The sequence below is a fragment of the Tenacibaculum caenipelagi genome (assembly GCF_004363005.1).
Classification (GTDB): domain Bacteria; phylum Bacteroidota; class Bacteroidia; order Flavobacteriales; family Flavobacteriaceae; genus Polaribacter; species Polaribacter caenipelagi.
Genome location: NZ_SNYH01000007.1, coordinates 124,959 through 138,962 on the forward strand (window position 1 = coordinate 124,959; position 14,004 = coordinate 138,962).

The window sequence follows — 14,004 nt, forward strand, 5'->3', positions numbered from 1 at the left end:
CAAAAATTGTTAGTATAGCAAACCTGATATATATCATGGCTAGCCTTTATTTTATAACGTATTTTTAAACTGGTAATTAAAAAGGGGTACCATGAAAAAAATATTAATTCCTACAGATTTTTCAGAGAATTCCTGGAACGCCATAACCTATACCTTACAATTATTCAAGGACGAAACTTGTGCTTTCCATTTACTAAACACCTACACGCCCATAATTTTTCAATACGATTATACAAGTGCAAGTATGTCTCAATTTAGTTTGGTTGATACCATGAGAAATGTTTCTGAAGCTAAACTTAAAGAATTCATGGAAAGAATTCAGCAACAATTCAATAATCCAAAACATCTTTTTTCGTCTTCTTCAGCATTTAACACTTTACCTTTAGAAATTAGTGAACTATACAACGATAATGTAGTAGATATGATTGCTATGGGTACCAAAGGAGCCTCTGGAGTTAAAGAGGTTTTATTTGGCTCTAACACAATACATGTTCTAAAAAATGCCAAATGCCCTGTATTAGCTATACCCAGTGAATTTACTTTTGAAGCTCCTCGTGAAATATTGTTTCCCTCAGATTATGGAATTAATTTTCAAGAAAAACACATACAGCCTATTATAGATATTGCTTCTATGTATCATTCAAGAATTAATATACTAAATGTACGTTACGAACACGAACTATCTGAACAGCAAAAACATAATCGTGAAAAATTAGAGCCCTTTTTTAAACATATAGCTCATCTTTTTCATGATGAAAAAAATCAAAATATAGCCGACGCTATTACAAATTTTCAATTAAAAACACGTATAAATTTATTGGTGATGATTAACAATAAGCATTCATTTTTTGAAAACTTATTTTTTAAATCAACAATTAACCAAATAGGGTTTCATCTAACCATTCCTTTTTTAGTGATTCCTTCAAAACCTAACTAACTATTATTATATCAATAAAACAGTTAAATACTGTTTTTAGTCTCTAAAACCATTAGCAATGCAAAAAAACATCTTATTACCTACTGATTTTTCAGATAATGCATGGAACGCTATTGTATATGCATTAAAACTGTACGCTAATGAGGTATGCACTTTTTACATACTTCATTCCTTAAAAATAAAAGCTTCTACAATGACTAATCTCACTTCCAAGCTTTTCGATACTATGGCAAAAAATGCTATGAAAGAATTGGTAGAATTACAAGAAATGGCACAAACGGTAAATGTAAATGCAAATCATGAGTTCAAAGTCGTTTTAAGTAAAGAGGATTTATCAACCGCTTTGAAGATAACAATTAAAAATCATCGAATAGATATTGTTATAATAGGCACAAAAGGCTCTACTGCGGCAAAAGAGTTATTCTTCGGAAGCAATACACTTAAAGTTATCAAACACTTGAGGTTGTGTCCAGTTTTAGTAATACCTGAAAACTTTGATTTTGTTGTACCTAAACAAATAGCCTTCCCTACAGATTTTAATCACTTTTATGAAGATAAAGAAATAAAGCCTTTAAAAGAACTAGTAGAATTGTATGATTCTGCCATAAGAATTGTACATATAGCAGAAGAAGACAAGCTTAGTGAAGTACAAAATTATAATCTAACTATGCTGAAGGGCTATTTATATGACTACTCCTATACCTTACATTGGATGGCTAATTACACCAAAAAAGCAACAGAAATAAATGATTTTATAAAAGAGTTAAAAATAGACATGCTGGCTATGGTAAACTACAAACATGGTTTTATTGAAGGAATTGTTAAAGAGCCAGTAATAAAAAAAATAGGGTTTCACCCTATGGTACCTTTCTTAGTTATTCCAAACTAAAAGCAGAAATAGTTTTTCAATTTAATTAGATGTTATAAACTAAAACATACTCTTTAGGTAACATATTAACCTTCCTTATGGTTAAGGATATTCCTTTACATGATTCTATTTTTAGTAGTATGTGATTCAAGGAATCAAAACCATAAAACGAACCATATACAACTGATATATATCATTTTAAAAGGCTTATTTAGTTAGTAATTTAGCTAAACTAATTCATGTTTAATATTAAAATCAATAATTAGAACTTCGTTATTAAGACTTACTGTAAAAATAGATGTTTAACAAAAAAGCTAGCCCATTATTAACTTTATAGAATCGAGAACAACATGAATAGATTAAAAAAATTATTAATGTAATTAATCTATTAAAACAACACCAAATGAAAAATATAACCTTATTAATTGTAATGCTTTTACTAACATGTTGTTCTTCTGTTATTTTGGTAGACGATTGGAAAAACCCAGAAATTGACAACTACGAACCATATAAAGCATTAGTTGTCGGTTTAACCTCTAACAATAAAGCTCGACAAAATTTTGAAAACAAATTTAAAGAGGAATTACAGCTTCGAGGAACTGAGGCAGTTAGTAGTTTAACTCTTTTTGATTCAGCTTTTAAGACAAAAAAAATGACTGAAGATGACTTGAATTCATTAGAAAATAAACTTATAGAAGACGGTTTTGATACTGTTATTCTTTCAAAGGTAATTGGGGTAGAAAATAAACTTGCATACAATAAAAATTATAAGGAAGATGATGAAGTTTATAAAAAGTTTAAGGATGAATATTTCATGTATCAAGACATTTTTTATAATCCAGACTATTACCAAGAATACAAAGTTTATCATATTGAAACTACAATGTATTGTATTTGCCCTACAAAAGACAAAGAACTTATCTGGAAAGGATATATTGATATCGTAGATCCAAAATCTACTGATGAAACGATTAATGATTATGTTAACTTAGTAATTATGGCTTTGGAAAAACATCAACTTATTGCTTCTAAAACCACATTACAAAAAGACACCGAAACAACTCCAATAAATTAATTCATTAACTATTTTCTTCTTAAAAAGAAGGAAGAAATTGTTATTCGTGTTACTTTGAAAACAATCTTTAAGTTCTAGAGCTTATATCTATAGATGTTTTTCTTTTAATGAAAATATCTATATGCAAAGAACCTCTACTCATAGAGGTCCTTAATTTTTCGAATTCCTTTATAATATGTACCTTTGCACCGTATGATTAAAAAACTTAAAGACAAAAAAAATAAACGAATCTTTAGTTTCAACTTTTTAGTTTTTCGAATTCAATCGGAAAAGTTTATCCCACCTTCAATTATCGGATAAGAAATTAAGTTCCCTCTTTTGACTAATTGTTCAAAAACTTCTCTTTGTTTCTTTATTAGAATTACTCTTTTATACAATAAATGGGCTGTATAGCTCAAATTGAAACTTTACTAAAATTTAAGTAAAAAATGAACTTTACACGAAAAACCCTAGGCTTATTAGCTCTAGGTTTTAGCTCTTTTCTTTTTGCTCAAGAAAAACTACCAGAAAAACCAACAGTAAAAGTTGGTGGTGCCTTACGATTTAACTACAACCTTTCTTCTTGGAAAGAAGGTCAAAAAAAACGCGGAGGCGATTTTGGCTTCGATGTTTTCAGAATCAACACTAAAGCAAAATACAAAGGAATAAAACTAAATGCCGAATATCGTTTTTACTCTCAAAGTTTTGGGGGCGGCATGCTAAAACAAGGGTGGTTAGGCTACGATTTTAATACAAAAGACAATATTCAATTAGGTTTAACACAAGTTCCTTTTGGAATCACCCAATACAATTCTCACAATTGGTTTTTTGGTATTAACTACTATTTAGGGCTAGAAGACGATCATGATATGGGAGTAAAGTTTACACACAAAGGAGATAAATGGGAATATGCTTTTGCTTTTTTTAAAAATGCTGAAGAACTTAACTTTGGGAGTAATTCAGATGTTTCTAACAGTCGATATTCATACGATGTTGCTTCAATAGACATCGACGGAGATGGAACTTTAGACCTTAGATATAAAGAAACAAATCAATTAAATGGGAAAATAAATTTTCACTTCGGAAATAAAAACACACAACATAAACTAGGCTTTTCTGCCCAATATGGTGGATTATACAATTTAGACACAGAAGACACTTCTAATCATCATGCTTTTGCTTTGCATTATCAATTAAACACCAAAAATTTTGATACTAAGGCACAAATATCTACCTACAAGTATGCTACCAAAAATACTACTTACAACAACCTTATTGCCTTAACGGCTTATGGTGCTCCTTATCTTACAGCAACCGAAGCTACTACATATACATTAGGAGTAGCCTATACCATTCCTGTAAAATGGAAACCTATCTCTAGCATACAAGTCTATAATGATTTTGGGTATATGGACAAAACTGCTCTTAATTTTGAAGACAGCTACATGAATGTCTTTGGTTTTCTAGTGACAGCAGGAAATGTGTATACCTATATAGATTTTGCCGCTGGAAAAAACCACCCATGGTTAGGGTCTGTTTGGACAAACGCATTAGCAAACGGAACACCAAATACTAATTGGGATATGAGATTTAACATAAACATCGGATATTATTTTTAATAAAGACGAATAGCATAAAATATCAACAAATGAAAAAAGCAAAAAAAATAATTAGAAGTGATGAACGGAAATCGATATTTGGGCTTGATGTCAATGGTCCTGTATTCTTTACCTCATCCATTGTTATTATAATAAGTGTAGTTTTAACTTTACTATTTAAAAAAGAAGCAGAATCATACTTTACCACAATTCAAAATTTTATAGCCAATAAAACAGGTTGGTTATTTATTTTCTCTGTAAACGTATTCGTAATTTTTATGCTCTACTTGGCATTTAGTAAATTCGGAACACTTCGAATTGGAGGACCAAAAGCAAAACCAGAGTTTTCTACAAGCGCGTGGTTTTCTATGCTTTTTAGTGCCGGAATGGGAATTGGATTACTTTTTTGGAGTATTGCCGAACCTGTATACCATCTCTCGTCTCCTCCTTTGGCAGAAGCAAATACTGCTGCTGCCGCTAAAGAAGCTATGAATGTTACTTTTTTACATTGGGGGTTACATGCATGGGGTATCTATGCTTTGGTTGGACTTTCATTAGCTTACTTTACTTATTCTAGGGGACTCCCCTTAACTATTCGATCTGTATTTTACCCGTTTTTAGGGGATAGAATTTACGGAAAAATTGGAGACATCATTGATATTTTTGCGGTTTTAGCTACTGTTTTTGGATTAGCCACTTCACTTGGTTTTGGAGTAAAGCAAGTCGCTGCTGGATTAGAGCATGTCTTTGGATTCGATTCTGGAATTTCTCTTCAAATTTGGCTCATCGTAGGTATTACATTAATTGCCACAATTTCAGTAGTATCTGGAGTAGACAAAGGAGTTAAGTTTTTAAGTGAAATGAATATGCGAATAGCCATTTTACTACTATTAGCTGTAATCATATTAGGCCCCACTATCTTTATTTTAAAATCATTCATCCAAAATACAGGAAGCTATGTAAATAATTTAATTAGTTTATCTACCTGGGCTGAAAGTTATACAGGTACTCAGTGGCAAAATTCATGGACCATTTTTTATTGGGGATGGTGGATTGCCTGGTCTCCATTTGTGGGTATGTTTATTGCCCGTGTATCAAAAGGGAGAACTATTCGAGAATTTACACTTGGAGTGTTAATTGCTCCTACTTTAATTACTTTTTTCTGGATTACTGCTTTTGGGTCAACCTCTTTACATGAAATTCTAGGAGGTGATACTACCATTGCTGAAGGAGTTAATAAAAATGTAGCTACAGCTCTTTTTGTCTTTCTAGAAGACTACCCAGTTTCTATGATATTAAATATCATTGCAATTGTACTAATAGCAAGTTTCTTTGTAACATCTTCCGATTCTGGTTCATTAGTTGTAGATAGTTTAACATCTGGAGGTAAAATTGACGCTCCTGTAGGTCAGCGTGTTTTTTGGGCTTTGGCCGAAGGTGCAGTTGCAGCTGTATTATTATTAGGAGGAGGGTTAAAAGCCTTGCAAACAGCCTCTATAGTAACTGGTTTGCCTTTTGCTTTATTACTTTTGTTAATGTGTTATTCTCTTTTCAAAGGACTACGGGAAGACTACAAAGAACACAAAAAACGGTTGAACCAAAAAGAGATAGAAGAATATCAAGAAACAGTCAAAAAATTAATTGAGTCTAAAAAACAAAAATCGTAGTATTATGAAAATAAAAAACATACTCGTAGCCCTAGATTTATCAGAATTAGACACTTTACTAATTCAATACACCTCAAATTTGGCTAAAAAATACAATACTGATAATGTATATTTTATTCATAATGTAAAGAAGTACGAAATAAGCAACCTTTTTGCTGAACAATTAGAAGACATAAATATTGAAGACATTATTGAAGAAGAATTAGAAAACAGTATTAATAAACATTTTAATGCTGATTGCAATTATGAATTGTTAGTTTCTGACGATTCTTATACTGAAGGATTAATAGGATATGTAGCTAATAAATACATGGTAGATTTAATCGTTTTAGGAAATAAAAATACGTATAAAGGTTCTGGTTCTGTTTCAGGAAAATTATTACGAATGGCCAAGTGTGATGTTTTATCTATTCCAAAAGAAGCTAAGATAATTCCAGAAAATTTCATGGTTGCTACAGATTTTTCAACAGCATCTCAAAAGGCCTTTCATATTGCTTCAGCAATGAGTTCATATAACAACACACTTCTAAAAGCATTACATGTTTTTAAAATACCTCAATTATTTTTCCCTTATATTAAAGTAGAAAAAGCTCTTGAAAAAGTTGAAAAACATACTGATAAACTGTTCAACAAACTTCTACAAAAAATAAACGCTTCTAACATAGAAGTAATTAGAGTTTCTGCCGGCGAAGATAGTATTCCTGAAAAAATTAGGACTGTTGCTGAAAAGGAGAAAACCGATATTCTCTTCGTTGCTGATAAGGGACACAATAACTTCACATCTCTTTTAGTAGGAAGTGTTACTGAAGAGTTATTTACCCATGATTTACATGTGCCTTTATGGGTTGTTAAACGCCATGTTATTGAATAACAAAAAACTCGAGGTTGAAATTCAACCTCGAGTTTTTTATAAACACATATTACATTTATTCATTTAATCTCTTTTTTTCTGATTTAGCAATTTTTTTTATCGTATCAAAAAGTGTTTCTTTTAAACCCTGATACTCTTTTAAAAACTCATTAACCTCTATAATCAATCTTCTATGTTCATTTTTATAAACCTCTTCTTCAATTACCTGATCTACTCCATCTACCATTACCTCCAACCCTCTCTCATGTGCTTGAACAATCTTAATCAACTCATCGGTTTTCTTTCTTGAACTACTTAAAGATTCTACTATTTTAGTAGTTTTATTAAATTGATCTGGAGCTATCAATTCAAAAATATATTTTCTAATTAAATCTTCAAAAAACAGCTGTTCATCTTTTAAAAAAGTAAGCTCTGATAACCATTGTTTTGAGGCTAAGTGCATATCTTCTGCACTAAACCATTCTACAAATTTTAATTGTGTTTTTGTTGTTTTCATCGAGTTAGTCTTTAAATTTAAACATTTCACATCACACAGTTAATTCTTTTATAGCATGCAATTTAGGAACGAATACATTCCATTTTTTTTCTTTTTGTATTTTTAATCTTAAAGCATCCAAAGCTGTTTGCTCTCCATGCACAAGAAACACTTCTTCTGGTATATTTTTAATTTCACTTAACCAATTCAACAAGTCTTGTTGGTCTGCATGCGCTGATAAACTTTCTATATTTCTCACCTTTGCTTTCACAGGAAAATATCGTCCAAAGAATTTTATTTCATGACATCCTTCCTGTAATTGTCTTCCTCTTGTTCCTTCTGCCTGATATCCTACTAATAAAATAGTAGTTGTCGGTTCATCTATCAACTGACTTAAATAGGTTAAAACCCTACCTCCTGTCACCATTCCGCTTCCTGCAATTATTATTTTCGATCTAGAATCATCTATAGTTTCCCAAGTTTCTCTATACGATTCAATAATATTCATGTGACTACACATCGCTTTATACTCATTCATAGGTAGTTTATGCCATTGAAGATATCGTTTAAAAACTTCTAAAACATTATTTCCCATCGGGCTATCAACAAAAATTGGAATGCCCGGAATTTTATTTTTCTTATAGAGTTTCCACAAGATATACATCAATATTTGCAAACGCTCTACTGCAAAACTGGGAATTATTAAGTTCCCTTTATTCAAAATTGTCTCCTCTATAAACTCTGATAAAATTTCTTCAATATCTTCTTGCGGGTGCAACTTATGACCATACGTACTTTCCAAAAAAAGATAATCTGCCCATCGTGGTTTTTTAGGTGCTGCTAATAAATAATCATTTACCCTACCAACATCTCCAGAAAACACAAATCTTTTTTTGTTAATCTCCAATTCAATAAAAGTAGCTCCTATGATATGTCCATTGTATTGAAACCTATACGATATCTCTTTTGATAAAGACTCCCATTTCCCCTCTTCCTTTGGTTCAAATAACCCTATGGTTTTTTCTGCTTCAGTTACCGTATAAAAAGGTAACACAGGGTTGTGCTTACTATAGTTTTCTTCAGCAGCCTTTTCTGCTTCTTCTTCATGAATTTTTGCACTGTCTTTTAAAATAATTTCTGCGATTGCCAATGTAGGGCTTGTTCCTATTATTTTTCCTCTAAACCCTTGTTTATATAACCTTGGTAAAAAACCTACATGATCTAAATGTCCGTGAGTTAACAATACTACATCAATCTTTTCTACATCAAAAGGAAGCTCTTTCCAGTTCAGCTCACGAAGTTCTTTGACTCCTTGAAACATACCGCAATCAATCATAAGCTGTTTATCAAAAGCTTCAATCAAGAATTTAGAACCAGTAACCGTACCAGCTGCTCCTAAAAAGTGAACTTTTGCTAAGTTGAGCATACTTGTAGTGTTTTAGCTATTACATAATTGATCTATTTCTGTGAGAATTCTTTTCTTTCTCACATCTGAAACCCCTAAGTGATCTAAGTAAAAATTATCTTTTATCAACTCTCTACACAATACTATATCTCTATTCAGTAAAAACTGTTTTTCTCTATTCGTTAATAATGTAGATACTGTAATAGGGTATAGTCCCAAACGGTCAATTATATCTTTTAAACTATTCTTACTTGGATAATCCCAACTTAACAAATACAAGCCTACACAATTACCATATTGAATGGCGTCTTTTGTAAAACGGGTATTGGTTACCACCCAACCTTGAGTTAAAGTGGTCTCATGCTTTTTAAATGTGTTCCAATAATTTTTTACATCTTTATAACGAGAACGTATATATAGCGGGATTTTAATATTACACACAAGCCCCCTTTCACTATGAAACTTACATTCTACAACTATTGTTTCATTATTTTTATGTGCCAAAACATCAACTTCATGTTCCACACACTCACCTTGCAAAATTGCTCCAACCGTAACTTTATATCCAGAGAACTTTAAAATAGTTCCTATAAAATGTTCAAAAGGAAAACCAGTAGGCCCTAATTCGTATATCGCTTTTTTTAATTTATATTTTGAAGCTAATACTCTCTTTTTTTTCTTTAACAAAGCGAAAGCTCTATTGTAAATTTCTTTGGTAGTAATTCCTTCATATAACTCTTCTTGAACAGTTTGCAGAATATATTCTACCACTTCATCATTTGCCCCAGTTCTTTTAAGAGATTTTTTTAGCTTAGCTAATGAAAATTGTACCACTTGACCTGAAGCTTTCACAATTGATATTTTATTTGAACTAGTTTTCATCTTTAAAAAAATCTCTAACTAGAGCCTTTACTTGATTATCTGTCATACTATCAACCCTTTGAACTGTTTTAACCTTAGCATTTAACTCTCTATGTGAAGTTTCTAACTCTTTCTTAAACTTTTCGGAAGTTTCTGCAGGACCAAAAATGGCTAATGAATCAGCATTATCTACTTCTTCTACAAGATTACTAAAGTATCTTTTTGTTTGATGTTTTTCTCTTTCTAAGTACTTACTATCTTGAACTACATCTTGCGGACCTCCTTTAAATCGAGTTCCAGAACCTCCATGAATATGAAATGTTTCAATGTTAGATTCTATCTTTTTCATATTCTCTATACCATCTTCAATAGTTATAACAAGAGCTTTCTCTTTGTCTAACCAAACACCAATATTTTTCATTGTTTTCTTTTTAGTTTCTTAAATCATGTAATACTAACACAGGTACTTTTAACTTATACCCTACTTCTTTTACTAATGGTTTTGAGAATATAGTATCAAAAAATGCGTGCTTTTTGTTTATAAAAGCTACCATATCACTATCTCTACTTTCAACAAAACATTTTATTGCCATAGATACAGTAATACAAGACAATGAATGAAAAGAATAGTTCAATCCTTCAAAATATTCTTCTAACATCTCTTTGCGCTCTTTTTGATTTTTATCTATATCATCATTATTAGTAATATGTAACACTCTTAAAGATGCGTTACAGGTTCTAACAATATCTATTAAATAAGTTAATTCTCTTTTTTTATAATGAGTTCTATAACTTGTTGGAAAAACAATTTCTTTTGGTATTTTTTTCTGAGCTTTTTTAGGCACCACTAAAACAGGACAATTACGAATCTTCTCCATTATTTGTATTGCATTACTACCAAAAACAGAACTTTTATCATCTGTAAGACCTTTAGTAGCCATTATCACCATTTCTATATCTTTTTGTTCAACAACCTCATCTACTATGTTCAATAATGATTCACCATTTAACGATAGATAATTAAATTGATGAAAAGGATTTTGTTCTTCTTTAGATTCTATTCGTTTTGAAACTCTATCAAGACCAAGTAATGATTTTTCCTTTGGTTCATCATATCCTTTTTCTCTTGGTTTAGGAGGGATTATATCTTCTATTAAATTGTAAACTGTTTTAAAAACGTTTAACACATAAAAGTCGCACCTTTCAGTTTTGAACAATTCTAAAGCATAGGCTATTGCATTATATGACGTCTCTGAAAAATCGGTTAGTAATAAAATCTTTTTTTTCATTTTGTTTTAAATTCAACTTAAAAAGGAACAATACCATAAGCTTCATTAAGCATAAACAATCCTAAAAAAAACAACAGTATATACATAGCTTGTATAAATTTAAGATTTGTTTGCTCCAGCCAACCAATAGCCCTTTTAGGAAAAGTAAATAAAACAATCCCCTTTATTAAAGCCAGCCAACCAAATAAAGTTACCAATAACTTTATATTTGATTCCCATATGTTATGAGCTAAAACATTAAGCAACCCTATAATAATTGCAAAGAGTGAAAGGACAATTAAAAATCGTGCGTCTTTTAAATTATCTACTATTTGCTTTACTCTTTTAGGGTTAAAACTCAATACAAAAAAGAAAATGATACAATACCACCCCCAAAACTTTAGTAAAAAAATTGAAATATCCATAACTCATAGTTTTATACGCCTTATAAAGATACAAACATAACCTGTTGATTTCCATGATTTTTATCATTTCTACGAAAAATATTTTGCCTGTACTTAAAATACACAAAGGTTTTCCATTTTGATTCCCTTAGAAAAACACTTCTTTATTCAAAGCCTTTTTCTCTTTAAATTAATTGATAAATCACTAAATTTACTTACTTATAAAAATCAATAAAACTGTCAAATGAAAAACACCAAACCCTTCTTTCTTTTAATTTTTATTGCCGCTTTTCTTTCCTCTTGCAGCATACTTAAAACAGCTCCTTACGACCAGTACTCTTTTCAAAAAACTATTGAAATAAAAATTGATGCTAATCATCTAATAGAAAAGGCTGAAAATTCTTATCAAGAAAATATTTCTGAAATTCAAGAATTGAAAAGTGAGATTGCTAAAATTGTTGAATACGAGAAATACAGACCTAACAATGAAATAACCTATAAAATGTGGCTACTTATAGCTAATAAGGATAAAAACTTACTTGCTGGTTTTTTAAAGCGATGGGAAGAGAAGGGTAAACTATCTTCTTTTTTTATTACAGAAGCTAAAGGGCAAATTACCGAGGCTTTTGACTTGTTACTTCAATACGAGAGTAAAAAAGAACCCGCCACTAAAAATCAATTATTAGAACTTCTTTCAAACAATTAATTCGCTATGGATTTCGAAAAAATATTACAAGAATTAAAAAAATCGCTAATCACACTATTTAATGATAAGTTTAGTGAGTTTTCACAAGAATCAAAAAAAGACATCACTGCTTTTCTAAACGAATCTAAAGACAAACTTGAAAGATGGACTACTTTATTAAAACAAGGAAAGCTTACACTAGACGACTTTGAATGGTTAATGCAGAGTCAAAAAGATTTATTTCATCTTAAAGCACTACAAGCCGTAGGTGTTTCAAAGATTAGCTTAGGACACTTTAAAAACAAAATTATCAAGACGATTGTCAATACTGTTAAAGTCTTGGTTTTTTAAAAAAATAAAACCTCATGGATACTCATGAGGTTTTATTTTTTCGTTGTTCAATTAAAAACTTGGGGTTTTTCTGAAACTCTTTCCATAAAAGTAACAACTCTTTAAAAAGAGGCATTGTGTTCACCTCTTCTCCATGCTGAACAATCATATATGCTAATAAATTATAACATGTAGTATATTCGCCACAAGCAATAACAGTATCTAACATATTTGCTGCTTTATCTTTTTTGGTAAACCACAAGGTGGTACCAAACGATGTACTTTTTTTCGAATTATTAATAATTGCTTCGCTTATTTCACCCGTATGAGCAACAATTTCCTTCCACTTTTTTTCATTCTCTGGCTGAGTTGTTTGGTTGCCTGACACATCTGTACACCTTAATTCATATACTGTAGATGTTATAATTTTATTAGGAAAAGTACTATAAATAGCATTCGTATTCTGTCTTCTATCATTCTTGAGAAAAACCACACTTGCCATACGTACCAAAGACTTAGCTCTATTAAGTATATAAAATCCTACTCTTCTTGGCGGTAAATATAATTTTTGATCTATTCCTGTTTCTTTCTGCATTAATCTGGATAGCGAAAAAAACAAAAAATGAATACACACTAAAAATGCTAATATAACAACACTAACGGTGTACGACGCCCACCATTTTTGCACTCCGAAAAATACCGTAGTCATTAACACAAACAACAGTGTAAAAGCACTTGATATGTATGAAACATATTTGTTAAACTTTGAATCTGAAGCAAATTTAAATCCCTCTCCTGGATACGGTGAAGAAACATCACACAAGAGAAACACATCATAGTCTTCACTTTTTTCGTCACACTTATTTTGTGTTTCAGATACAAATACAGAAGCTCCTTGATTATCTACAATTCCACCATCCATCAATCCTATTTCTTCCAAATCATTATGCTTAGGACTAAAATCATACGGAAAACCCATAGGTTCAAATCCACCAGGAAAAGCAGTTGAAGCAGCAATTACATCACCTAATTTAATATCATCTAATACCTCTTTATACTTACTGTGTACCTTACTATTTCCAAACCTTTTTCTATTTCCTCTTATATTCTGAAATCTAAATTGGTGAGTACTATCAAAGTCTGTAGCGTTAAAAATCACTCTTTTCAAGTGTGTTTTTTCTTCACTAATCGCATCTTGAATCTGCCCTAAGGTAGTATGATTTGTAAAATTATTATACTCAATCGCAAAAGCATTGATTGGATTTTCTCTCTTGTGTTTATTTTCTGGTTGATTCCATATTAAAGGAGATCTTAAATGATCAAGTGCATTACCTACTAGTTCATCTTTATTTAACCACTCATAATACTCATCAAAAAAAGTTTTAAAATCTTTTCCTTCTATTTGCGATTGTGAGTATTTAACCCCAGTAATTGTACCTCCAGATACTGTAGAAATAACTTTTATATTTTCCAACAAACCTACTTTTTCTAATAAAGATAAAGTACCTAAAGAAAAACAAGCTGCTCTATATCCACCTCCTGAAAAACACAAGGCAATAGACTTAAATGGTTCCATGTTTT

The 14,004-nt window shown here is 30.9% G+C and carries 15 protein-coding genes; 8 read left to right on the plus strand and 7 right to left on the minus strand.

The window, feature by feature from the left end; translation table 11 throughout:
* Positions 1-91: 91 nt before the first annotated feature.
* From DFQ07_RS14800 to DFQ07_RS14825, 6 genes are all read left to right on the plus strand, one after another.
* Complete coding sequence (locus DFQ07_RS14800; protein ID WP_133538031.1) at positions 92-937, plus strand: universal stress protein; 846 nt, start codon at positions 92-94, stop codon at positions 935-937.
* A gap of 58 nt (positions 938-995) precedes the next feature.
* A complete protein-coding gene (locus DFQ07_RS14805) occupies positions 996-1,826 on the plus strand; it encodes a universal stress protein (RefSeq protein ID WP_133538032.1) in 831 nt (276 codons plus the stop codon).
* 382 nt (positions 1,827-2,208) lie between these two features.
* Entirely contained in the window at positions 2,209-2,880 is a 672-nt protein-coding gene (locus tag DFQ07_RS14810) for a hypothetical protein (protein ID WP_133538033.1), read from the plus strand.
* A 428-nt stretch (positions 2,881-3,308) separates the two neighbouring features.
* The gene (locus tag DFQ07_RS14815) at positions 3,309-4,478 is read left to right on the plus strand and encodes a hypothetical protein (RefSeq protein ID WP_133538034.1); all 1,170 of its coding nucleotides are present in this window, start codon (positions 3,309-3,311) and stop codon (positions 4,476-4,478) included.
* 29 nt (positions 4,479-4,507) lie between these two features.
* Positions 4,508-6,124, plus strand: coding sequence for a BCCT family transporter (locus tag DFQ07_RS14820; protein WP_133538035.1), 1,617 nt, complete (start codon positions 4,508-4,510; stop codon positions 6,122-6,124).
* Positions 6,125-6,128: 4 nt separating this feature from the next.
* Complete coding sequence (locus DFQ07_RS14825) at positions 6,129-6,995, plus strand: universal stress protein (protein ID WP_133538036.1); 867 nt, start codon at positions 6,129-6,131, stop codon at positions 6,993-6,995.
* Positions 6,996-7,050: 55 nt separating this feature from the next.
* Here DFQ07_RS14825 and DFQ07_RS14830 read toward each other — a convergent pair whose 3' ends face one another.
* From DFQ07_RS14830 to DFQ07_RS14855, 6 genes are read right to left on the minus strand one after another with little or no spacing between them, the layout of a single operon-like run.
* Entirely contained in the window at positions 7,051-7,491 is a 441-nt protein-coding gene (locus DFQ07_RS14830) for a hypothetical protein (RefSeq protein WP_133538037.1), read from the minus strand.
* Between the two features lie 31 nt (positions 7,492-7,522).
* Positions 7,523-8,896, minus strand: coding sequence for an MBL fold metallo-hydrolase RNA specificity domain-containing protein (locus tag DFQ07_RS14835; RefSeq protein WP_133538038.1), 1,374 nt, complete (start codon positions 8,894-8,896; stop codon positions 7,523-7,525).
* Between the two features lie 12 nt (positions 8,897-8,908).
* Positions 8,909-9,757, minus strand: a complete 849-nt coding sequence (locus tag DFQ07_RS14840) for a restriction endonuclease (RefSeq protein WP_133538039.1) — start codon at positions 9,755-9,757, stop codon at positions 8,909-8,911.
* The gene (locus tag DFQ07_RS14845) at positions 9,747-10,157 is read right to left on the minus strand and encodes a hypothetical protein (protein WP_133538040.1); all 411 of its coding nucleotides are present in this window, start codon (positions 10,155-10,157) and stop codon (positions 9,747-9,749) included. The genes DFQ07_RS14840 and DFQ07_RS14845 overlap by 11 nt, the downstream gene beginning before the upstream one ends.
* Before the next feature lie 10 nt (positions 10,158-10,167).
* Positions 10,168-11,025 carry a universal stress protein gene (locus DFQ07_RS14850; protein ID WP_133538041.1) on the minus strand — a complete coding sequence of 286 codons (858 nt, stop codon included), beginning with the start codon at positions 11,023-11,025 and terminating at the stop codon, positions 10,168-10,170.
* A 17-nt stretch (positions 11,026-11,042) separates the two neighbouring features.
* Positions 11,043-11,429, minus strand: coding sequence for a hypothetical protein (locus tag DFQ07_RS14855; protein ID WP_133538042.1), 387 nt, complete (start codon positions 11,427-11,429; stop codon positions 11,043-11,045).
* Positions 11,430-11,652: 223 nt separating this feature from the next.
* Between DFQ07_RS14855 and DFQ07_RS14860 the strand changes: the two genes are divergently transcribed.
* Complete coding sequence (locus tag DFQ07_RS14860) at positions 11,653-12,114, plus strand: hypothetical protein (protein WP_133538043.1); 462 nt, start codon at positions 11,653-11,655, stop codon at positions 12,112-12,114.
* A 6-nt stretch (positions 12,115-12,120) separates the two neighbouring features.
* On the plus strand, positions 12,121-12,444 hold the full coding sequence (locus DFQ07_RS14865; RefSeq protein WP_133538044.1) for a hypothetical protein: 324 nt from the start codon (positions 12,121-12,123) through the stop codon (positions 12,442-12,444).
* A gap of 22 nt (positions 12,445-12,466) precedes the next feature.
* Here the strand turns inward: DFQ07_RS14865 and DFQ07_RS14870 are convergent, their stop codons facing one another.
* Positions 12,467-13,999, minus strand: a complete 1,533-nt coding sequence (locus DFQ07_RS14870) for a patatin-like phospholipase family protein (protein WP_133538045.1) — start codon at positions 13,997-13,999, stop codon at positions 12,467-12,469.
* Between the last annotated feature and the right edge of the window lie 5 nt (positions 14,000-14,004).